At 71.4% G+C, this 20,787-nt stretch carries 20 protein-coding genes; 14 read left to right on the forward strand and 6 right to left on the reverse strand.

All coding sequences use genetic code 11. From position 1 onward, the window contains the following. Positions 1-46: 46 nt before the first annotated feature. Positions 47-1,249, reverse strand: coding sequence for an amino acid deaminase/aldolase (locus ACH4YL_RS17125; RefSeq protein WP_398508139.1), 1,203 nt, complete (start codon positions 1,247-1,249; stop codon positions 47-49). A 964-nt stretch (positions 1,250-2,213) separates the two neighbouring features. Here ACH4YL_RS17125 and ACH4YL_RS17130 point away from each other — a divergent pair. Beyond that, the gene (locus ACH4YL_RS17130; protein ID WP_398508140.1) at positions 2,214-3,221 is read left to right on the forward strand and encodes a hypothetical protein; all 1,008 of its coding nucleotides are present in this window, start codon (positions 2,214-2,216) and stop codon (positions 3,219-3,221) included. Beyond that, entirely contained in the window at positions 3,221-4,396 is a 1,176-nt protein-coding gene (gene mycP, locus ACH4YL_RS17135; protein ID WP_398508141.1) for a type VII secretion-associated serine protease mycosin, read from the forward strand. The genes ACH4YL_RS17130 and mycP overlap by 1 nt, the downstream gene beginning before the upstream one ends. Positions 4,397-4,449: 53 nt before the next feature. On the opposite strand, the gene ACH4YL_RS17140 is transcribed toward mycP, so the two are convergent. Continuing rightward, positions 4,450-5,049, reverse strand: coding sequence for a serine hydrolase (locus tag ACH4YL_RS17140; RefSeq protein WP_398508142.1), 600 nt, complete (start codon positions 5,047-5,049; stop codon positions 4,450-4,452). A 23-nt stretch (positions 5,050-5,072) separates the two neighbouring features. On the opposite strand from ACH4YL_RS17140, the gene ACH4YL_RS17145 reads away from it, so the two are divergent. Continuing rightward, positions 5,073-5,804: an SseB family protein gene (locus ACH4YL_RS17145; protein ID WP_398508143.1), complete on the forward strand. Its 732-nt coding sequence runs from the start codon at positions 5,073-5,075 to the stop codon at positions 5,802-5,804. 42 nt (positions 5,805-5,846) lie between these two features. On the opposite strand, the gene ACH4YL_RS17150 is transcribed toward ACH4YL_RS17145, so the two are convergent. After that, positions 5,847-6,209 carry a DUF1844 domain-containing protein gene (locus tag ACH4YL_RS17150; RefSeq protein ID WP_398508144.1) on the reverse strand — a complete coding sequence of 121 codons (363 nt, stop codon included), beginning with the start codon at positions 6,207-6,209 and terminating at the stop codon, positions 5,847-5,849. Positions 6,210-6,559: 350 nt separating this feature from the next. On the opposite strand from ACH4YL_RS17150, the gene infC reads away from it, so the two are divergent. From infC to ACH4YL_RS17200, 10 genes are all read left to right on the forward strand, one after another. Then, positions 6,560-7,213 (forward strand): translation initiation factor IF-3, encoded by a 654-nt coding sequence (gene infC, locus ACH4YL_RS17155; protein WP_398508145.1) that lies wholly within the window; start codon positions 6,560-6,562, stop codon positions 7,211-7,213. A 122-nt stretch (positions 7,214-7,335) separates the two neighbouring features. Beyond that, positions 7,336-7,530 carry a 50S ribosomal protein L35 gene (rpmI, locus tag ACH4YL_RS17160; RefSeq protein WP_398508146.1) on the forward strand — a complete coding sequence of 65 codons (195 nt, stop codon included), beginning with the start codon at positions 7,336-7,338 and terminating at the stop codon, positions 7,528-7,530. 102 nt (positions 7,531-7,632) lie between these two features. Continuing rightward, positions 7,633-8,019: a 50S ribosomal protein L20 gene (gene rplT, locus ACH4YL_RS17165; RefSeq protein ID WP_389233260.1), complete on the forward strand. Its 387-nt coding sequence runs from the start codon at positions 7,633-7,635 to the stop codon at positions 8,017-8,019. 135 nt (positions 8,020-8,154) lie between these two features. Further along, positions 8,155-9,000 carry a TrmH family RNA methyltransferase gene (locus ACH4YL_RS17170; protein ID WP_398508147.1) on the forward strand — a complete coding sequence of 282 codons (846 nt, stop codon included), beginning with the start codon at positions 8,155-8,157 and terminating at the stop codon, positions 8,998-9,000. Between the two features lie 116 nt (positions 9,001-9,116). Next, complete coding sequence (locus ACH4YL_RS17175) at positions 9,117-10,238, forward strand: ATP-binding protein (RefSeq protein ID WP_398508148.1); 1,122 nt, start codon at positions 9,117-9,119, stop codon at positions 10,236-10,238. Positions 10,239-10,350: 112 nt separating this feature from the next. Beyond that, on the forward strand, positions 10,351-11,478 hold the full coding sequence (pheS, locus tag ACH4YL_RS17180; RefSeq protein ID WP_398508149.1) for a phenylalanine--tRNA ligase subunit alpha: 1,128 nt from the start codon (positions 10,351-10,353) through the stop codon (positions 11,476-11,478). After that, positions 11,478-13,988 (forward strand): phenylalanine--tRNA ligase subunit beta, encoded by a 2,511-nt coding sequence (gene pheT / locus ACH4YL_RS17185; protein ID WP_398508150.1) that lies wholly within the window; start codon positions 11,478-11,480, stop codon positions 13,986-13,988. Before pheS ends, pheT begins: the two co-directional genes overlap by 1 nt. A gap of 183 nt (positions 13,989-14,171) precedes the next feature. After that, positions 14,172-15,287 carry a PP2C family protein-serine/threonine phosphatase gene (locus ACH4YL_RS17190; protein ID WP_398508151.1) on the forward strand — a complete coding sequence of 372 codons (1,116 nt, stop codon included), beginning with the start codon at positions 14,172-14,174 and terminating at the stop codon, positions 15,285-15,287. A gap of 300 nt (positions 15,288-15,587) precedes the next feature. Then, positions 15,588-16,928: a transcriptional regulator gene (locus ACH4YL_RS17195; RefSeq protein WP_398508152.1), complete on the forward strand. Its 1,341-nt coding sequence runs from the start codon at positions 15,588-15,590 to the stop codon at positions 16,926-16,928. 51 nt (positions 16,929-16,979) lie between these two features. Continuing rightward, positions 16,980-17,510 (forward strand): NUDIX hydrolase, encoded by a 531-nt coding sequence (locus ACH4YL_RS17200; RefSeq protein ID WP_398508153.1) that lies wholly within the window; start codon positions 16,980-16,982, stop codon positions 17,508-17,510. A gap of 52 nt (positions 17,511-17,562) precedes the next feature. Here the strand turns inward: ACH4YL_RS17200 and ACH4YL_RS17205 are convergent, their stop codons facing one another. Together ACH4YL_RS17205 and ACH4YL_RS17210 are read right to left on the reverse strand one after the other, a co-directional pair. After that, positions 17,563-17,820, reverse strand: a complete 258-nt coding sequence (locus ACH4YL_RS17205; protein WP_398508154.1) for a hypothetical protein — start codon at positions 17,818-17,820, stop codon at positions 17,563-17,565. 129 nt (positions 17,821-17,949) lie between these two features. After that, positions 17,950-18,810 carry a 3-hydroxybutyryl-CoA dehydrogenase gene (locus tag ACH4YL_RS17210; protein WP_398508155.1) on the reverse strand — a complete coding sequence of 287 codons (861 nt, stop codon included), beginning with the start codon at positions 18,808-18,810 and terminating at the stop codon, positions 17,950-17,952. A gap of 342 nt (positions 18,811-19,152) precedes the next feature. Between ACH4YL_RS17210 and ACH4YL_RS17215 the strand changes: the two genes are divergently transcribed. Beyond that, the gene (locus ACH4YL_RS17215; protein WP_398508156.1) at positions 19,153-20,403 is read left to right on the forward strand and encodes a glycoside hydrolase family 10 protein; all 1,251 of its coding nucleotides are present in this window, start codon (positions 19,153-19,155) and stop codon (positions 20,401-20,403) included. 30 nt (positions 20,404-20,433) lie between these two features. Here the strand turns inward: ACH4YL_RS17215 and ACH4YL_RS17220 are convergent, their stop codons facing one another. Then, the gene (locus ACH4YL_RS17220) at positions 20,434-20,625 is read right to left on the reverse strand and encodes a DUF1918 domain-containing protein (RefSeq protein WP_398508157.1); all 192 of its coding nucleotides are present in this window, start codon (positions 20,623-20,625) and stop codon (positions 20,434-20,436) included. Positions 20,626-20,787: the final 162 nt, after the last annotated feature.

Genomic DNA, 20,787 nt, shown 5'->3' on the forward strand with positions numbered 1-20,787 from the left:
GCCCGGTCCGCAGAGTCCGCAGAGTCCGCAGGGGTTCTCAGGGACCTCAGAGGAAGGTGCGGCCCTCGCCCCGGTACGTCGGCGCCGTGCCCGTCACGCGCTCGCCCTCGATGAAATGCAGCGTGTCGAAGCGCTCGCACATCTCTCCGGCCTTGGCGTGCCGGAACCACACCTTGTCACCGATCAGCAGATCGTCGGCGGGTGAGCCGAGCAGTGGGGTCTGCACCTCGCCGGGGCCCTCTTGCGGGTCGTAGCGCAGCCCCTCCGGGAGGTACGGCACCGGCAGCCGGTCCGGTCCGGCGGCGCCGGACGCGGGATAGCCGCCGCCGAGCACCGTCACGACGCCGACGCCGGGCCGGCGCACGACCGGCTGGGCGAACAGCGCGGCCGGACGGCCCGTGAATGACGTGTAGTTGTCGAACAGCCGCGGCACGTACAGCCCGGAACCGGCCGCGATCTCGGTCACCGCGTCCTCGGCAGCCGTGTGCTGGACGCTGCCGGTGCCGCCGCCGTTGACGAACTCCAGGTCCGGCGACACCGCACGCACCGCACGCACCACCGCGGCCCGGCGCTCGACCAGTTCCCTGCGGGCGGCACCCTGCATCAGCCTGATCGCCCGCGACCGCACCGGCCGCCCGCTGATCGCGTCGCCCACGCCCGCGATATGCCCCTCGTACGCCATCAGCCCCACCAGCCGGAAACCCGGCCGGCGGGCGATCGACCTGGCCAGCTCGGCCAGCTGGGCGGGCTCGCGCAGCGGCGAACGGAGCGCGCCGATCCGTACCCGGCCGCCGAGCAGCCGCAGCGCGGTGTCGAGTTCCAGACAGACTCGGATCTCTTCCTTGCCGCCGGCCCGCGCGCGGTCGATCAGTTCCAGGTGAGCCAGGTCGTCGACCATCACGGTCACGGCGGCGGCCAGCTTCGGGTCGCCCGCCAGCTCCGCGTACCCAGACCGGTCCGCCGACGGATAGGCCAGCAGTACGTCGTCGAACCCGGCCCGCGCCAGCCACAAAGACTCGTCCAGCGTGAACGACATGATCCCGGCGAACCCGTCCCGGGCCAGCACCCGTTCCAGCAGCGCCCGGCAGCGCACGGACTTGCTCGCGACACGGATGGGTTTGCCGCCCGCTCTGCGCACCAGATCGTCCGCGTTGGCGTCGAACGCTTCGAGATCGACGACGGCGAGCGGCGCATCGAGATGGGCGGTGGCCCTGTCGTAGCGGGCCCGGTCAGCGGCGCGGGGTGTCATGGCCCGAGCTTGCCAGACCGGATTACCGCAGGGTAGGGGGACGTTTTGGGCAGATCCCCCAGGAGGCCGGGTCGAGGTCCTGTCCGGTTGCCGCGGGGTGCTGTTCAGCCCGTAGAGTGACGCACACGCGGTGACGAACGGGCCTGCCCCGAAAGGCGATCCGTTGGTACACGTGGACGAGAAACGGGGGGCGGCGATGAGCACGGAGGCACGGCGCCCTCCCGGCGACGCCTCGCCGGAGGACCCTGAGCCGTCCCGCATCACCGACGCCTTGATCCGCCCGGAGCCCCCTCGCCCCCTGCGTACCTCGGGCATCACGAACCTCCTGCACCCGGACCGTCCGAGCCCGGAGCCGGCCCCGCCGCACGGCACGCCGCAGGGCTCGGGCCTTTCGCCCCGCCGCCCGGACGACGGCGTGCCTCCGGCACCGCGGCAGGCTGCCGAGCCGCAGTCGGCGTACGGCGTCCCGCCGCGCCCCGCTGTCCCGCCCCGCGGTCTCGCCGCAGACGAGCGCGACGATGTGCCTGCGCCCTCACGTGCTGAGTCGGACACGGGCGGCTCCGGCTCTGGCTCCGGCTTCGCGCCGTCCCCGCCGCGAGGCGGTCTGCCACCGGAAACGGCCGAGTCCCGGCCGCTCCCCGTTCAGCACCCTCGCCGCTCCGGCGACGGCGCTCCCGCGGCACCCCAGCCCCCGGCGGCACCCCAGCCCCCGGCGGCACCCCAGTCCCCGGCGTCCCCGCCCGGCCCGCGACGCGCCCACGAGCCTCAGTCGGATGGCGGCCTCCCGCCAGTGCCGCCAGGCGGCTCCGGCGACTCCGCCGAGCCGTCGCAGAACGGGTCCCGGCCTGCGCCGCCGCGCCCGACCGCGCAGCCCGGCGATCACGGTGAACCGTCGCGGAGCGGCCGCCGCCCCGCGTCCACGGATCGCGGGACCCTTCCGCCGCGGCCCGAGGGGCCGCCGCCCGTGACCCCCGTCGAGACCACCACCCGGCTGCGGCCGATCACCGCGCCCCGGTCCGAGACCCCGCGGCCCTCCCTGCCGTTGCCGCCCGAAGCTCCGCCGAGGCCCGTCGGCGGGCCGCGGCGACGAGAGGTCGGGGCCGTCGATCTCACCCCGCGGCCCGGCGCGCGGCCCGTCGCCACCGGTGGGATTTCGTGGGTGCCGCCGGAGACGCCCGCCGAGATGACCACCCGGCTGCGACCCGTACGCAACCGCCGTCCCATACGGACCGTCGGCGCCGTCGCCTGTGTCGTCCTCGGTCTCGGGCTGATCGGCGGCGCGGCCACCGGCAGCTGGCTGACCGGCGATTCGAGCGCGGACACCGCCGACCGCACCGCTTACACCGCCACCACCCGCACCCTCTGGCACAGCGTCCCCGTGGACACGCTCTTCCCGCGCACGCTCAACGGCACGGCCGCCGGCCCCGGCGGCGCGGACCGGGCCTGGACCCGGATCGCCGTCGCACCCGACGGCGCCTGCGTGACCGCGCTCGACCCGCTGCTGCTCAAGGCGTTGCAGCCGGTCGGCTGCGCCAGAGTGCTGCGGGCGACGTACACCGACGCCACCGCCAGCCATGTGACCACCGTCGGAATGATCTTCACCGAGGCGGAGCAGGACGCGATGAAGGCCCTGCACTCCCGCTTCACGGCCGACGGCCTCGCCGAGCGGCCCGACCTGATGCCCCGCACCTACCCGGCCAAGGGCACCGTCGCCGCCGGGTTCGGCGACCGTCAGCGAGCGAGCTGGACGGTGCACGTCCTCACCTCGGCCCCCGTCGTCGTCTACGCCGTCTCCGGCTTCGCCGACGGGCGCACCGTCACCGATCCGCAGCCCGCCGACGAGGCCAAGGCCAAGGGCGCGACGTCCGCACCCGCGCAGTCGGGCCTCGGCCACGAGGCCGAGGGCATCGCCGACGGCATCGAGACCCAGCTCCGCAAGACCCTCACCACGGCCACGGAGCAGCCGGAATGATGAGCACCCGCCCGAGGACCAACAAGATCGCCGCCGCGCTCGCGGCCGCCGCGTTCGCCCTCCTGCCCGCCACCCCCGCGCACGCGGACGGCATCAGGGCCCAGCAGTGGGGCCTCAACGCCATGCACACCGACGAGGCCTGGCGTACCACCAAGGGCGAGGGAATCACCGTCGCCGTGCTCGACACCGGCGTCGACGACCAGCATCCCGACCTCGTCGGATCGGTCCTGCCCGGCAAGGACTTCATCGGCTTCGGCGCGACGCGCGGCGACCGCGCCTGGGCGCGCCACGGCACGGCCATGGCCGGCATCGTCGCCGCCCACGGCCACGGCTACGGCCGGGAGTCCGGCGTCATCGGCATCGCGCCCGAAGCGAAGATCCTGCCCGTGCGGGTCATCCTCGAAGGCACCGACAAGGGGCGCGAAAAGGCCCGCAACTCCCGCGGCAGCGCGCTCGCGCAGGGCATCCGCTGGGCCGCCGACCAGGGCGCCGACGTCATCAACCTCTCGCTCGGCGACGACAGCGAGTCCGCCCACCCCGAGGCCGGCGAGGACGCGGCCGTCCAGTACGCGCTCGCCAAGGGCGCCGTGGTCGTCGCATCGGCCGGCAACGGCGGCGAGAAGGGCGACCACATCTCGTACCCGGCCGCCTACCCGGGTGTCATCGCCGTGACGGCCGTCGACCGCTTCGGCACGCACGCCGCGTTCTCCACGCGCCGCTGGTACGCCACGGTCAGCGCGCCCGGCGTCGACATCGTCATGGCCGACCCGGACCGGAAGTACTACCAGGGCTGGGGCACCAGCGCGGCCTCCGCCTTCGTCTCGGGAGCGGTCGCGCTGGTCCGCTCGGCGCATCCCGGTCTGAGTCCGGCCCAGATCAAGAAGCTCCTCGCGGACACCGCCCGCAACGAGCCGAAGGGCGGCCGCGACGACGCCAAGGGCTACGGCACGGTCGACCCGGCCGCCGCGATCGAGGCCGCGTCGAAGCTGCGTCCCGCGGATCTGAAGGCGGCGTCGGCGGGCTACGACAAGCAGTACTTCGGCTCGGGACCGGACCCGGCGAAGGAGAGCGCGGAACCGGCCGGCTGGCTGGCCCCACTGGCCGGCGGCATCGGAGCGCTGGTCCTCGCGGGCGCGGTCGTCCTCTGGCGCGGCGGCCGGGTCAGCGGCAGCTGACCCGAGGGCGGGTCACCGGGCCCTACCCGAGCGCGGCGCACCCGATGCCGGGTTCACCGGCATCCCACCGCCTCCCGCGCCGCCGACTCCACAACAGCGATCCCCGTCTCCAGCGTCGGATGCCCCTCCGACAGCACCGCGATCGCGCGCCCGTCCACCATCCCCACCGAGTGCACGACCCACAGCCCGGTCTCCCGCATCGGCATCCACCCGTTCTTGAGCGCCCACTCGCCGCCCGCCGCCGAGACCCCCCAGTCCTGCCCCTGTGCCACCCGGCCCATCAGCGACGCCAGATACCCGTACGGGCCACTCCCGTCGAACACCGCCCGCAGCAAGGCCAGTTGATCCCGGGCCGTCGTCCGCGTCAGCCCCCACGCCGGCTCCGCCGTCGTCTGCGCGAGACCGAGCCGCGCATGCGCCGCGTCCAGGCCCGGCGCGCCGCCGATCGTCCGCCACAGCGCCGTCGCCGCGTCGTTGTCGCTCCGTACGATCATGGCCCGCGCCAGCTCCCGCTCCCGCCCGGTCAGCGGCCGGCCTTCCTGTAGCAGGGCCGCCAGGATCGAGACCTTCACGATGCTGGCCGCCGGGTAGCACCGCTCGTCGCCGTACGAACGGCCGGACACGGCGACCGAGACCGCGGGACTGGGCGTCATACCTGGGAGGTTAGGCTCGTCGCGTGGCGCTCAAGAACATCCCCGACCCCGGTTTCTCCGACGACGACGGCACCGCCGATCCACGGCTGACGGCGGCCCTCGCCGCCTGGTCTGCGGACCGTACGGCGGAGCGGCCGGTCCTTGAGGCTCTGCGGGGCGCCCGGCTGCTGGTCCCCGTGGTCGCCGTCCTCGGCGAGGTCGAGGAGGACGAGAACGGCCTGCGTCGCGAGAAGACCAGCGACATGGCCGTGCCGACCCTCACCGCGGGCGACCGCCGGGCCCTGCCCGCCTTCACCTCGACCGCCTCGCTGGCCCGCTGGGACCCCGAGGCCCGGCCCGTCGCCGTACCGCTGCACCAGGCGCTCCAGGCCGCCGCCCACGAGAAGGCCGACACTCTGGTCCTCGACCTGGCCGGGCCCGTGACGTATCAGCTCACCGGCCGCGCGCTGCTGGCGCTCGCCGAGGGGCGCACGAGCGCCGATCCGCTCGACGACCCGGCGGTTTCCGGCGCGGTGCGCGAGGTGGTCTCCGGCGAGCCGGCCGTGCTCCGCGCCCATCTCGGGCCCGGCGCCGGTGACGGCACCCTGGCCCTGGTTCTCGCCGCGGACGAGGAACCGGTCCCGGCGGCCCGCCGCGTCGCCGAGGCGCTGGCGGCCCACGACGTACTGAGGGCCCGCCTGGTGCGGGGCCTGGACCTGGCACTGGTGCCGGCCGAGGCGACGCTTCCGGGCGAGCCCTTGTTCGTGCGCGAATAGAGCCGCAGGCGAGTAGAGCCGTACGCGGATTGAGCCGAAGGGTCAGCCGTAGACGGGACCGGTGTACTTCTCGCCCGGACCCTGGCCCGGCTCGTCCGGCACCAGCGATGCCTCGCGGAACGCCAGCTGCAGCGACTTCAGCCCGTCCCGCAGCGGCGCCGCGTGGAAGGAGCTGATCTCCGTGGCGCTCGCGTCCATCAGACCCGCCAGCGCGTGCACCAGCTTGCGCGCCTCGTCCAGGTCCTTGTGCGCCGCGCCGTCCTCGGTCAGACCGAGCTTCACGGCGGCCGCGCTCATCAGGTTCACCGCGACCGTGACGATCACCTCGACGGCCGGTACCTCCGCGATGTCGCGGGTCATGGCGTCGAAGTCGGGGGACTCGTTGGGGGAGGTGGCGTCACTCATGACGGACACGATATGCCCACCCCTCCTGGAGCCGGCCACGGCCACCGGTTAGCCGCTTCCGGCCGAAGCTGCTAACCTTGAGTGACGACCGGCCGGACACGCGTGTGCCCGGCCCACAAGTGGAGGCTCCGATCTCCCACCTGGCTGTCCTCCGGGACGGCGGGTCACCGGTCAGGCGGCGACCATCGTTCCGTACGGACGATGGAGCCACCCGATAAGCCCCGCGGTAGCACGCGGCGGTGTTCCGGTATTCCAGGAGCTCCCGCCTGTGTCCCGTCCGGGGCATTTTTCACGTTCCGGCGCGGTTGGTCTCAGGAAACAGACGTTACGCGGCTGACTGCCAGCCAGCCGTGTGGTGCTACCGAGGAGGATCCATCAGCGCCGAGCCCCGCATCAACGACCGGATTCGCGTTCCCGAAGTGCGACTTGTCGGTCCCAGCGGCGAGCAGGTCGGGATTGTTCCGCTTGCCAAGGCCCTTGAGCTTGCTCAGGAGTACGACCTCGACCTCGTCGAGGTGGCGGCGAACGCCCGCCCGCCCGTATGCAAGCTCATGGACTACGGGAAGTTCAAGTACGAGTCGGCCATGAAGGCCCGTGAGGCGCGCAAGAACCAGGCGCACACGGTCATCAAGGAGATGAAGCTCCGGCCGAAGATCGACCCGCACGACTACGACACCAAGAAGGGTCACGTCGTCCGGTTCCTCAAGCAAGGGGACAAGGTCAAGATCACGATCATGTTCCGTGGTCGTGAGCAGTCCCGCCCCGAGCTTGGCTTCCGTCTGCTGCAGCGTCTCGCTTCCGATGTCGAGGACCTCGGATTCATCGAGTCGAACCCTAAGCAGGACGGCCGGAACATGATCATGGTTCTCGGCCCGCACAAGAAGAAGACCGAGGCCATGGCCGAAGCTCGTGAGGCCCAGGCCGCACGCAAGGCAGACCGGGTGGAGGCCGACCGGGCCAAGTCCGAGGCCGACGCACCCACCGAGACGCCCTCCGAGGCGTGACCCGAGGGGCAGCCTTCCGGCCGCCCCGGGTCCGCCCGGAAACACAAACCAAAAAGTCTGACGCTCCCGCATACCGGTGCCCGCACCGGTGGGAGCGCCACTGATGAGGAGATAACGGCGCTATGCCGAAGAACAAGACGCACAGCGGTGCCAAGAAGCGCTTCAAGATCACCGGCTCCGGCAAGGTGCTCCGTGAGCGCGCCGGCAAGCGCCACCTGCTCGAGCACAAGTCGTCCACGCTGACGCGTCGCCTGAGCGGCAACGCCGAGATGTCGAAGCCGGACAGCAAGACCATCAAGAAGCTTCTCGGCAAGTGACGTCGATGTCCCCGGTGACGGGGGCACGATGCCGAGACCGAGACCGAATTCGTTTCCGGGCCGTGTGAGTCCAACCACGGCCCCGCTACAAGGAGTCAACAAGTGGCACGCGTCAAGCGGGCAGTCAACGCCCACAAGAAGCGCCGGGCAATCCTCGAGCAGGCCAGCGGTTACCGCGGTCAGCGTTCGCGCCTGTACCGCAAGGCCAAGGAGCAGGTCACCCACTCCCTGGTCTACAACTACAACGACCGCAAGAAGCGCAAGGGCGACTTCCGTCAGCTGTGGATCCAGCGCATCAACGCCGCTGCCCGCCAGAACGGCATGACGTACAACCGCCTCATCCAGGGTCTGAAGGCCGCCAACATCGAGGTGGACCGCAAGATCCTGGCCGAGCTCGCGGTCAACGACGCCGGTGCGTTCGCCGCGCTCGTCGAGGTTGCCCAGAAGGCGCTTCCGAGCGACGTCAACGCGCCGAAGGCCGCCGCCTGACCGGTGGCCCCAGCCGGATGCGATTCGGACCCGCAGGCCCTGTGGTCTGCGGGTCCGAGTGCGTCCGGGCCGCCCGTCGCACAACCCGCCCTCGTGTCGCCGCCCGTTCGACCTCGTGAATCCGAAGGTGACTTCATGACCGGCCCCACCGGCCCCGAGCTGATCTCTCCGCGTTCGACGCGCGTCGCCGCCGCCCGGCGGCTGGCCAGGCGGAACTTCCGAGGCAAGGAGCGGCTGTTCCTCGCCGAGGGCCCGCAGGCCGTGCGTGAGGCGGCCGTGCACCGCGTCGACGGCGAGCCCACGCTGGTCGAGCTGTTCACCACCGTCGAGGCGGCGGAACGGTATGCCGAGATCATCGGCGCGGCCCGCGACGCCGGGGCCCGTGTGCACCTGGCGGACGAGACCGTGATCGCGGACATCTCGACCACGGTCACACCGCAGGGCCTGGTCGGTGTCTGCCGGTTCCTGGACTCGCCGTTCGAGGAGATCCTCAAGGCCGGGCCGGAACTGGTCGCCGTCCTCGCGAACGTACGCGACCCCGGGAACGCGGGCACGGTGCTGCGCTGCGCGGACGCCGCGGGCGCCGACGCCGTCGTGTTCACCGACGCGTCCGTCGACCTCTACAACCCCAAGTCCGTACGCGCGTCGGTCGGTTCACACTTCCACCTGCCGGTCGCCGTCGGCGTTCCCGTCGAGCGGGCCGTGCAGGGTCTGAAGGACGCCGGAGTGCGGGTGCTCGCGGCCGACGGAGCGGGCGACGACGACCTCGACGACGAGCTCGACGCGGGCACCATGGGCGGGCCCACCGCCTGGATCTTCGGCAATGAGGCATGGGGCCTTCCGGAGGAGACCCGGGAGCTCGCGGACGCCGTCGTACGGGTTCCGATTCACGGAAAAGCGGAGAGTCTGAACCTCGCGACCGCCGCAGCCGTATGTCTCTATGCCTCCGCGCGTGCACAGCGCGCGGGGCGTGCTCGCTGACGGGCACAGCTCACCGAAGGGGAGTACTCGCTCAGGGGCTCCGCTCCGTCACTTCCAGCTAGTAGGGTGACGGGCTCGGGGGGCCCACTGCGCCGGCGGAGAGGTGGGGTACGGGGATGGCGGTCGGGACGAGCAGGCCCGCGGAGACACACGGGGCGTTGCTGTGGAGTGCCGACGGCCCCGAGGTGTTCGGAATCGACCCGGACGACCTTCCCGACGGACTCGTCGTCGCCGATGAGACGGGCCGCGTGATCTGCTTCAACGACGCGGCCGCCAGGATCACCGCCGTGTCCAAGGCCGACGCCCTCGGCCGTCCGCTGGAGCGCGCGCTGCCGCTGGAGGACCTCAAGGGACGCCGCTGGTGGACCCTGACCGATCCGTACGGCGGACTCGCCACCCGGGTCGGCCAGCCCGAGCGCAATCTGCTGCTGCCCGGCGGCCGCGAAGTCCTCGTCTCCGCCCGCTACGTACGTGAAGCGCCCACCGGACCGATCCGCCGGCTCGTCGTCAGCCTGCGCGGCACCGAGGCCCGCCGCCGGACCGAACGCAGCCACGCCGAGCTGATCGCCACCGTCGCCCACGAGCTGCGCTCGCCGCTGACCTCCGTGAAGGGCTTCACGGCCACGCTGCTGGCCAAGTGGGAGCGGTTCACCGACGACCAGAAGCGGCTGATGCTGGAGACCGTCGACGCCGACGCCAACCGCGTCACCCGGCTCATCGCCGAGCTGCTCGACATCTCGCGGATCGACTCCGGACGGCTCGAGGTGCGCCGCCAGCCCATCGACATCGCCGCGGCCGTCGGTCGGCACATCCAGTCCCACATAGCCAGTGGCCAGAGCCCCGACCGGTTCTTCGTGCGCATCCGGCGCGAGCTGCCCGATCTGTGGGCCGATCCCGACAAGATCGACCAGGTGCTCGGCAACCTGCTGGAAAACGCGGTGCGCCACGGCGCCGGAACCGTCACCATCGAGGTGGCGCCGGCAGCGGCGAAGGGCGACGAGAAAGGCACGGCAGTCACCGTGAGCGACGAAGGCCCCGGCATCCCCGAGGAGTCGATGGGCCGTGTCTTCACCCGCTTCTGGCGGGGAAGCAAGCGCGGCGGCACCGGCCTGGGCCTCTACATCGTCAAGGGCATCGTCGAGGCGCACGGCGGGACGATCACCGTCGGCCGCGGACCCGGCGGCGGCGCCGAGTTCCGATTTATTCTGCCCGTCGGCGCCCCGGCCTACCTGGCCTGAGGCGCCCGCGGGCTCATTCGCCTCTCCACACCCCGTTAGACTCGGCTTTTGGCACCTTTGCGTCCTCGGTCGACGAGCGGGGGCAGCCACCCCATCGGAAGTACGGGAAGAGATGTCCGCACCGAACAAGTCGTACGACCCTGTCGAGGTCGAGGCACTGAAACCGGAAGAGATCGAGCGCATGCGGGACGAGGCGCTCGCCGCCTTCGCCGCCGCGGGTGACCTCGACGAGCTCGCCCACGCGAAGGTCGCGCACACCGGCGGAGCCTCGCCGCTCGCGCTCGCCAACCGTGAGATCGGCGCGCTGCCGCCGCAGGCGAAGGCCGAGGCCGGCAAGCGCGTGGGTCAGGCCCGCGGCGTTGTCAGCAAGGCGCTCGCCGCACGCCAGGCAGAGCTGGAGGCCGACCGAGACGCCCGGGTGCTGGTCGAGGAGGCGGTGGACGTCACGCTGCCGTACGACCGTGTGCCGGCCGGCGCCCGCCATCCGCTGACCACGCTCATGGAGCGGCTCGAGGACATCTTCGTGTCCATGGGCTACGAGGTCGCCGAGGGGCCCGAGGTCGAGGCGGAGTGGTTCAACTTCGACGCGCTGAACTTCGTGCCCGACCACCCGGCCCGGCAGATGCAGGACACCTTCTTCGTCCAGGGCCCCAAGGGCACCGTGGACGACGAGTCCGGCGTCGTGCTGCGTACGCACACCTCCCCGGTGCAGGCCCGCACGCTGCTCGACCGCGAGCCGCCGGTCTATGTCGTCGTGCCCGGGCGCGTGTACCGCACCGACGAGCTGGACGCGACGCACACCCCGGTCTTCCACCAGATCGAGCTGCTCGCCGTCGACGAGGGCCTGACCATGGCCGACCTCAAGGGCACTCTGGACCACATGGTCCAGGCACTCTTCGGCCGGGACATGAAGACGCGGCTGCGGCCGAACTTCTTCCCCTTCACCGAGCCGTCCGCCGAGATGGACATGGTCTGCTACGTGTGCCGCGGCGAGTCCGTCGGCAACCCGGACCGGCCCTGCCGCACCTGCGGCAGCGAGGGCTGGATCGAGCTCGGCGGCTGCGGCATGGTCAACCCGAAGGTGCTCATCGCCTGCGGCGTCGACCCCCAGAAGTACAGCGGATTCGCCTTCGGGTTCGGCATCGAGCGGATGCTGATGTTCCGCCACAACGTCGAAGACATGCGAGACATGGTCGAGGGTGACGTCCGGTTCACCCGGCCGTTCGGGATGGAGATCTGATGCGCGTCCCGCTTTCCTGGCTGCGGGAGTACGTCGACCTGCCGGCGACGGAGACCGGCCGTGACGTCCAGGCCAGGCTCGTTACCGCCGGCCTCGAGGTCGAGACGGTCGAGCAGCTCGGCGGAGGGCTCAAGGGCCCCCTCGTCGTCGGCAAGGTCCTCACCATCGAGGAGCTGTCCGAGTTCAAGAAGCCGATCCGTTTCTGCACCGTCGACGTCGGTATGGCGAACGGAACCGGCGAGCCGCAGGAGATCGTCTGCGGCGCGCGCAACTTCGCCGTCGGCGACAAGGTCGTCGTGGTCCTGCCCGGCGCCGTGCTGCCCGGCGACTTCGCGATCGCCGCGCGCAAGACGTACGGCAAGACCTCGCACGGCATGATCTGCTCCGGCGACGAGCTCGGCATGGGTGACGACGGCAGCGGCGGCATCATCGTGCTGCCGCCGGAGCACGAGGTCGGCACCGACGCCATCGAACTGCTCGAACTCGTCGACGAGGTCCTCGACATCGCGGTCACGCCCGACCGCGGCTACTGCCTCTCGATGCGTGGCGTCGCCCGCGAGACCGCCACCGCGTACCGCCTGCCGCTGCGCGACCCGGCGCTGCTCGACGTCCCGGCCCCGAACTCGTACGGCTACGTGGTGAAGGTCGCCGACCCGATCGGCTGCGACCGCTTCACCGCGCGCACCGTCGTCGGCCTGGAGCCCGAGGCGCGCTCCCCGATCTGGCTGAAGCGCAGGTTGCAGAAGGCCGGGATGCGTCCGATCTCGCTCGCCGTCGACATCACCAACTACGTGATGCTGGAGCTCGGTCAGCCGCTGCACGCGTACGACCGCACCCGCCTCGACGGGCCGGTCGGAGTGCGCCGCGCCGAGCCCGGCGAGAAGCTCATCACCCTCGACGGTGTCCAGCGGGTGCTGGACGCCGAGGACCTGGTGATCACCGACAACCGCGGGCCGATCGGCCTGGCGGGCGTCATGGGCGGCGCCAACACGGAGATCGCGGACCACGACGAGGCCGGTGCCACCACCGCTGTCGTCATCGAGGCCGCGCACTTCGACGCGATCTCCATCGCCCGGACCGCGCGCCGCCACAAGCTGGCTTCCGAAGCGTCCAAGCGCTTCGAGCGCGGAGTCGACCCGCAGGCCGCGGCCGCCGCAGCGCAGCGGACCGTCGACCTGCTGGTGCTGCTCGCGGGCGGCACCGCCGAGGCCGGGGTCACCGAGGTCGTCGCCCCGTCCGCGCCGCGCACCATCGCCATGCCGGCGAACCACCCCGACCGTGTCGCGGGTGTGGACTACGGCCGCGAGACCGTCGTACGCCGCCTCCAGGAGGTCGGCTGCGACGTCTACGGACAGGACGAGCTGGTCGTCACCGTGCCGTCCTGGCGTCCCGACCTCGCCGAGCCGAACGACCTCGCCGAAGAGGTCATCCGGCTGGAGGGGTACGAGAACCTGCCGTCGACGCTGCCCACTCCGCCTCCGGGGCGAGGGCTCACCGAACGGCAGCGGCTGTATCGCCGCGTCGGCCGCGCGCTGGCCGGCGCCGGTTATGTCGAGGCGCTGAACTACCCGTTCATCGGTGAGCAGGTCCTCGACAAGCTCGACATCCCGGCGGACGACGAGAGCCGCCGGCTGGTCAGGCTGGTCAACCCGCTCTCCGACGAGGAGCCGGCGCTGCGCACCACGCTGCTGCCGGGTCTGCTCGGCGCGCTGCGCCGCAACGACGGGCGCGGCAGCCACGATCTGGCGCTCTTCGAGACCGGACTGGTCTTCCGGGCTCCGGAGAAGGAAGGCATTGCCGTACGGCTGCCGGTCCACCGCCGTCCGACCGACGAGGAGATCGCCGGTCTGAGCGGAGTGCTGCCCGTACAGCCGCGCCATGTCGCCGCCGTGCTTTCCGGTGCTCGTGAGCAGGCCGGATGGTGGGGCAAGGGCCGGCCCGCGGAATGGGCCGACGCGGTCGAGACCGCCCGTACGGTCGCCCGCGAGGCCGGGGCCGAACTGATCGTCCGCCAGGGCCAGTTCGGGCCGTGGCACCCCGGCCGCTGCGCCGAACTCGCCGTGGTGATCGACGGCACCGAGCGGACCGTCGGTTACGCGGGCGAGTTGCACCCGCGCGTGGTCAAGGCCCTGCATCTGCCCGCCCGCAGCTGTGCGATGGAGCTGAACCTGGACCTGGTGGAGCAGGCGTCGGCCGGAGCGCTCGTGGCGCCGCGGATCTCCACGTTCCCGGTGGCCACACAGGACGTCGCGCTGGTCGTCTCGTCGGACGTGCCTTCCGCGGACGTCGAGCAGGTGCTGCGCGAGGGCGCGGGCGAACTGCTGGAGTCCGTCCGGCTGTTCGACGTATTTGTCGGGTCGCAGATCGGCGAGGGCAAGAAGTCGCTGGCGTACGCGCTGCGGTTCCGTGCCGCGGACCGGACGCTGACGGTGGAGGAGGCCACGGCCGCGCGTGACGCCGCCGTCGCGCTCGCCGCCGAGCGCACGGGCGCGGTGCTGCGCGGCGCCTGACCGGCTCTTGCGACGGAGCGACGTTGCAGCTGAGGGGCGCACCCGGACAACTGGGTGCGCCCCTCACTCATTTGGGTGAGAACCATGGCCGATGTTCCCTTTGCCCCCGGCCGGTCGACAGAATCGACGCGGCCGTAGGGGCGGTCCTGCGTGCCGGACAGGGCCTATGAGGGGACCATCGGCATGATCCGTACGAGGTCTGGCAGTCCCTTTCCCCCTTTGCGACGCCTCGCCAGGGCCGGTTGCGCCGACGGGTCGCGGGCCCGCCGGCTGCTTCCGTTGCTGCTGCCCGCCGCCTGGGGCGCCCTGGCTCTCGTGTGGAAGATCGCCTGGCCGCCCGAGCACCCACAGAGCCTGGTCCAGCGGATCGTCACCGGCAGCGTCTTCTTCGTGGTCGGCGCGCTCCTGGTGTTCGGTGTGCGGCGGGAGTTGAGCCGCGAGCTGGCCCGGGTCCGGGCCGTCGCCCACGCCGCCCAGCGGGTCCTGCTGCGTCCGCTGCCGCCGCGCCTCGACGGTCTCGCGCTCGCCGCGAGCCAGCTCACGGTGAGCCGGTCGGCCACGGTCGGCGGCGATCTGTACGAGGCGGTGGCCACGCCGTACGGCGTCCGCATCGTCATCGGCGATGTCCGCGGCCACGGTCTCGGCGCGATCGGGGCGGTCGCCGCGGTGCTCGGCAGTTTCCGGGAGGCCGCGTACGACGAGGCCGAACTGGGCGGCGTACTGCGGCGGCTGGACCGGGCGATCCAGCGGCATCTGCGGGAACGGGCACGCGAGGAGCATCCGGCGTCCTGTGGGGGAGAGCCGGACAGTCCGTCGGCGGAGGAGTTCGTCACCGTACTGCTGCTGGAGATCGGCCAGGACGGCGGCGTGCTGGCGCTCAACTGCGGTCATCCGTGGCCGTACCGGCTCGGCCTCCGCGGTGTCGAGCCGCTGTCCTGCGCCGAGCCGCTGCCGCCGCTCGGCCTGTTTCCGCTGCCCGCCGAGCTGCCGGTGCGCCCGTGTGCCCGGCTGCTGTCCGGCGAGGCGCTGTTTCTGCACACGGACGGAGCGGCGGACGCCCGGGACGCGTCGGGGAAGTTCTTCGGCCTGGAAGCCGTGCTCGCCGAGGCGGCGCTTGGCTCGCCGGTCTCGCCCGCCGCCGTGATCTCGGTCGTGCACACGGAGTTGCTGCGGCACACCGGCGGGCGGCTCGCCGACGATGTGGCGCTGCTCGTCCTGCGCAACGACCGTTCCCGGGTCCCGGCGCAGTGCTCTGATTCCGCGCTGCGCCGTACCCGGCCGCAGCCCTCCAATCGCTAGGCGTGTCTTTCCGCAGCCCATGTGCAGCGAGAGGCAACCAAGGGATTGCCGTGCGGCCGGCGCCGCCCGCCCTGCCGCGGAGTGTCGGGCAGATCAGCAGGGCAGACGACGCGAACAAGGGCCGCCGCACTGTACGAGGGGGAGCCGGCGGCCCGGCCGCCTCCATGAGAGGCATTTCAGTCAACCGGCGTGAACCGCACGGAAACAGAGCGCGCGCGGCACAGATCGGGGCACTCCATTCACACCCCGTGCGAATCCCCCTCTACTACGCTGAGGCCACCGAGCCAACGGAGGGGCCGTATGCAGCCCAACACCCTGCTCGACGCACTCCTCGACGAGGCGGGCATCTCCAACGCGGGCCTCGCCGCCCGGGTCAACCAGGCCGGCCGGGCCAGAGGCCTGTCGCTGCGGTACGAACACACGGCCGTGGCACGGTGGTTGAAGGGCCAGCGGCCGCGCGGCCAGGTGCCCGACCTGATCTGCGAGGTGCTCGCCGGCCGGCTCCACCGGGCCATAACGCTCGGCGACATCGGTCTCGGGGTGCACGGGGATTCGGCCATGCCGCCCGGCTCTCCGCTCTCCGGCTTCGTCGAGCGCGCCACCGCGCTGTGGCGCTCCGACGAGCAGCAACGGCCGCACATCATAGGGGCGCCCGCCGTCACCGGTACGCCCGCGGTGATGCCCGTGTGGGAGTGGGAGAACCCGCCGGAGGACTCGGACGTCTCGCGCACCGGCCAGACCCGCGTCAGCATGGCCGACATCAAGATGCTGCGGTCGGCCCGGGCGCACTACGAGCTGATGTACCGCAGAGCGGGCGGCATAGCGACCCGCGCGCGCATCGTCGGCTTCCTGAACAGCGAGACGGCTCCGCTGCTGCGCGGCGCCTACAGCGATGCGCTCGGCCGCCAACTGCACCGGGCGACGGGCGGTCTGGTGGCGGTCGCCGGGATCTGTGCGTACGACTCCGACGCGCACGGACTCGCCCAGCGCTACTTCCACCAGGCGCTGCGGCTGGCAAAGGCCAGCGGTGACCGGGGACTTGGGGCGTATGTGATCGCGCTGCTGGTCAACCAGTCGCTGTTCATGGCCGAGCACCGGCAGGCGGTCGCCTTCGCGGAGGCCGCGCTGCGGGCCGCGGGCAGCCAGATCACTCCGGCGCTCGCCGCCGATCTGTACGCGATGCAGGCCAAGGCGTACGCCCATCTCGGCGACGGCGCCAGCGCACTGCGCTGCATCAGACGCGCGGAGCTGGAGGCGGAGCGGATCAGTCCGGGACACGAGCCGGACGAGACCGGCTATGTCCAGCCGGGCCTGGTCAACGTCCAGGTCGCGGAGGCGCTGCTCAGCCTCGGTGATCTGCCGGCGGCCCGCGAGCATGCCGCGGCCGCCGTGGACTCGCCGGCGCACGACCGCGGCCGGGTCCACCGGCTGGGCATGCTCAGTCAGATCGAGCTGCGCCAGGGCGAGGCGGACCGGGCGGCGCGGACGGCCGCGGAGATGGTGGAGCGGGCCAGAGGCATGGAGTCGCAGCGGCTCCGGGACCGGCTTCGTGCGGTGCGCGAGCACTTGGTGGCAAGCGGGTGCTCCAATGCCGACGAGGCGGCCGAACTGATCGACGGGGCACTGCGCGTTCCCCTCTGACCGCTCTCCTGCTGCGATATTGCCATCTACTTGTCGGAAGGTGGCAGAAAAGTGCAGTGGACGAACTTAAGCGAACAAACTGTGTATGAGAACCGCTGGTTCAGGGTCAACCTGGCAGACGTCGTGCTGCCCGACGGACGGCATCTGGACCACTTCCTGATACGGCTGCGCCCGGTCGCCGTCGCCACGGTGGTCAACGAGGCCAACGAGGTGCTGCTGCTGTGGCGCCATCGCTTCATCACCGACACCTGGGGCTGGGAGCTCGCCGCGGGCGTCGTCGAGGACGGCGAGGACATCGAGGCCGCGGCGGCGCGCGAGATGGAGGAGGAGACCGGCTGGCGTCCCGGACCCCTCCACCATCTGCTGACCGTCGAGCCGTCCAACGGCCTCACCGACGCCCGGCACCATCTCTACTGGGCCGAGGACGCCACGTACATCGGGCATCCCGAGGACGACTTCGAGTCCTCGCGCCGCGAGTGGATACCGCTGAAGCTGGTGCCCGACATGATCGCCCGCGGCGAGGTCCCGGCCGCCAACATGGCGGCCGGGCTGCTGATGCTCCATCACCTGCGGCTGGGCTGACGCCCCGTCGCCGCGGGCCGGCGGCCGCCCGGCACGAACTGCCGGACGGTTCCTAGCGGCCCAGCGCCTGCCAGACCGCGATCGCCAGCGCTCCCAGTGCCGTGAGCGCCGCCACCGCGGGCAGCGGCCACCTGGCGTGCTCGAGTGCGACGACGCGCGCGGCCAGATCGCTGACATCCCGGTCGATCTGGTCGTTGCGCTGCGCGAGCAGCGCGAGATGCCCGTCGATCCGGGCGAGGCCGACATCGAGGCTGCGGCGTAACTCGGCGAATTCCTCGACGACCACTAAGTGATCTGGGTCGGTGGACACGGATCGGCTCTCCTTCGGAAGGATGTACGAATTTCCTTACTGAGCGGAACCGAGTCAACTCTCCGTGGTCGACGGGCGGGAGCGTGTGCGCAGGGCATATGCGGGCGCGCCCCGCACACTCCGTGTGAATCAGGAGTACGGATAGAACCCGGAGCCCGACTTACGGCCGAGGCGTCCCGCGTCCACCATCCGCTGCAGCAGCGGGGGAGCGGCGTACAGCGGCTCCTTGAACTCGGCGTACATCGAGTCCGCGACCGAGGCGACGGTGTCGAGACCGATCAGGTCGGAGAGCTTCAGCGGGCCCATCGGGTGGGCGCAGCCGAGCTCCATCCCGTTGTCGATGTCCTCGCGGCTGGCGATGCCCGACTCGAACATCCGGATCGCGGAGAGCAGATACGGAATCAGCAGCGCGTTCACCACGAAGCCCGAGCGGTCCTGGGCGCGGATGGCGTGCTTGTCCAGCACCATCTGGACCACGGCCTCGGAGCGCTTGATCGTCTCCTCGGAGGTGGTCAGCGCCGGGATCAGCTCGACGAGCTTCTGCACGGGGGCCGGGTTGAAGAAGTGGATCCCGATCACCTGGTCGGGCCGCGAGGTCGCGACGGCCAGCTTCACCAGCGGGATGGAGGAGGTGTTGGAGGCGAGGATCGCGTCCCGACGGGTCACCACCTGGTCGAGCACCTGGAAGATCTCGGTCTTGACCTGCTCGTTCTCCACGACGGCCTCGATGACGAGATCGCGGTCGGCGAACTCCCCGAGGTCGGTGGTGAAGCTCAGGCGCTCGAACGTCTCGTCGCGCTCCGCCTCGGTGATCTTGCCGCGTTCGGCGGCCTTCGAGAGGGAGTTGTGCAGCCGGGTGCGGCCGATCTCCAGGGCCTCGCCGGTGGTCTCAGCGACCTTCACCTCGAGGCCGCTGCGGGCGCACACCTCCGCGATGCCTGCGCCCATCTGGCCACAGCCCACCACTCCGACGCGTGCAATGTCGGCCATTGAGTCCGTCACCTCGTGCCTTTCGCTGATCGTGTGTGGCGAGCCCGCCGTATGGTTCCGGTGCCCGCTCCGACCCCCCGACGTTACTCCGGATGTGTGCGTGGACCGCGCACAGGGGGCATCTCTCGGATCAGGTCGGATCAGTGAGCGGGGTCTGGTGCGGTGCATCGCAAGGCGGAGGAAGGAGACGACGCGGAGCGTCGGCGACTGACGACAACGCGGCGAGGTGCCGTGCCAGGGCACGCGAGCCCGGCAAGATCCGAGAGATGCCCCCCAGGGGCGGGCATGCTGAGCGGGTGCGGCTACCGGCGACGAGGGCGACCAGACCACCAGGAGCGACATATGGGGCGTATGGGTAGGCGAGGGTTCATGGCGGCGGCGGCCGGAGTGCTGGCCGGGCTGACGACGGCCGGTGATGCGGCCGCGTTGCCGGCCGCCGGCAGGAAGGGCAGGGGGCATGTCCCGCGGCCGGAGTTCCGCGGCATGTGGGTCGCCACGGTCACCAACCGCGACTGGCCGTCGAAGCCCGGACTGACCGCCGCCAAGCAGCGCGCGGAACTGCTCGGCCACCTCGACACCGCGGCAGCCCGCCGGCTGAACGCCGTCGTCCTCCAGGTCAGGCCCACGGCGGACGCGTTCTGGCCCTCGCCCCACGAGCCGTGGTCGGAGTACCTCACCGGCGCACAGGGCCAGGACCCCGGCTGGGACCCGCTCGGCTGCGCCGTGAGCGAGGCGCACCTGCGCGGTCTGGAACTGCATGCCTGGTTCAACCCGTACCGCGTCGCCGTCCACACCGATCCGTCCCGGCTGGTCGCCGGGCACCCGGCCCGGGTGCATCCGGACTGGGTGCTGCCGTACGGCGGGAAGCTGTACTACAACCCCGGCATCCCGGCGGTCCGCGCCTTCGTCCAGGACGCGATGGTGGACGCCGTACGCCGCTACGACCTCGACGCCGTCCACTTCGACGACTACTTCTATCCGTATCCGGTCGCCGGACAGGTCTTCGACGACGACGCGACGTACGCCCGCTACGGCGCCGGCTTCCCGAACAAGGCTGCCTGGCGCCGCGACAACATCGACCGGCTGATCAGCGAGATGGCCGCGCGGATCAAGGAGGTCAAGAGCGACGTCCGGTTCGGCATCAGCCCGTTCGGAGTGTGGCGCAACGCCGTCACCGATCCACTGGGCTCCGACACCAGCGCGGGCGTGCAGACCTACGACAACCTGCACGCGGACACCCGCAAGTGGGTCAAGCAGGGCTGGATCGACTATGTGGTCCCGCAGATCTACTGGAACATCGGCTTCGCCGCCGCGGACTACGCGAAACTCCTGCCGTGGTGGCACGACGTCGTGGGCGGCACGGACGTCGATCTCTTCATCGGGGAGGCTCTCTACAAGGCCGGCGACCCCGCCCAGCCCGCGCCGTGGCAGGACCCGGCCGAACTGTCCCGCCATCTGACGCTGGCCCGCTCGTACGCGAATGTCCAGGGCCACTGCTTCTTCTCGGCCAAGGAAGTCATGACGGATCCGATCGGGGCGATGGCCAGGGTGGTGGCCGACCACTATCCGACCAAGGTGCTGCCGCCGGGCTGACGGCATGACTGGTGGAGCGGTGTTGGTGGGTCAGGCGGTTTCGTGCGGCTTGACGACGGTGTCGGGGCCCGGGGACATCAGCGTCTCGTGCCCGTCCTCGAAGCGGACGCGGAACGGCGGAGTGCCCTCCGCTCCGAGTACTTCGACGACCTCGGCGATCCTGTCGTGCTGGCCCACGATCCTGCCGTGCACCAGGAGCTTGTCGCCCACGTTCGCATGCATCGGGAGTGACCTCCTCGAAGGCAGTGGTCCGTGTTTCCGAGTCTACGGCCGGGTCGGGGAGTTGCACCCCAAGGGGCTCGGTCATTGGCGGGGCGGCATCGCGCCGACGGCTTCTCGCGCCCCACTGAAGACATCTCCTGCCCCACCGTCTCCTGCCCCACC

This window comes from Streptomyces sp. NPDC020681 (genome assembly GCF_044334895.1).
GTDB lineage: Bacteria > Actinomycetota > Actinomycetes > Streptomycetales > Streptomycetaceae > Streptomyces.

Coding starts and splice junctions, on each gene's coding strand:
- ACH4YL_RS17175 (WP_398508148.1), top strand. CDS start 9,117: ATGGCGGTCGGGACGAGCAGGCCCGCGGAGACACACGGGGCGTTGCTG.
- ACH4YL_RS17215 (WP_398508156.1), top strand. CDS start 19,153: ATGGGGCGTATGGGTAGGCGAGGGTTCATGGCGGCGGCGGCCGGAGTG.
- ACH4YL_RS17210 (WP_398508155.1), bottom strand. CDS start 18,810: ATGGCCGACATTGCACGCGTCGGAGTGGTGGGCTGTGGCCAGATGGGC.
- ACH4YL_RS17150 (WP_398508144.1), bottom strand. CDS start 6,209: ATGAGTGACGCCACCTCCCCCAACGAGTCCCCCGACTTCGACGCCATG.
- ACH4YL_RS17190 (WP_398508151.1), top strand. CDS start 14,172: ATGATCCGTACGAGGTCTGGCAGTCCCTTTCCCCCTTTGCGACGCCTC.
- ACH4YL_RS17170 (WP_398508147.1), top strand. CDS start 8,155: ATGACCGGCCCCACCGGCCCCGAGCTGATCTCTCCGCGTTCGACGCGC.
- ACH4YL_RS17195 (WP_398508152.1), top strand. CDS start 15,588: ATGCAGCCCAACACCCTGCTCGACGCACTCCTCGACGAGGCGGGCATC.
- mycP (WP_398508141.1), top strand. CDS start 3,221: ATGAGCACCCGCCCGAGGACCAACAAGATCGCCGCCGCGCTCGCGGCC.
- pheT (WP_398508150.1), top strand. CDS start 11,478: ATGCGCGTCCCGCTTTCCTGGCTGCGGGAGTACGTCGACCTGCCGGCG.
- ACH4YL_RS17220 (WP_398508157.1), bottom strand. CDS start 20,625: ATGCATGCGAACGTGGGCGACAAGCTCCTGGTGCACGGCAGGATCGTG.
- ACH4YL_RS17125 (WP_398508139.1), bottom strand. CDS start 1,249: ATGACACCCCGCGCCGCTGACCGGGCCCGCTACGACAGGGCCACCGCC.
- rpmI (WP_398508146.1), top strand. CDS start 7,336: ATGCCGAAGAACAAGACGCACAGCGGTGCCAAGAAGCGCTTCAAGATC.
- pheS (WP_398508149.1), top strand. CDS start 10,351: ATGTCCGCACCGAACAAGTCGTACGACCCTGTCGAGGTCGAGGCACTG.
- ACH4YL_RS17140 (WP_398508142.1), bottom strand. CDS start 5,049: ATGACGCCCAGTCCCGCGGTCTCGGTCGCCGTGTCCGGCCGTTCGTAC.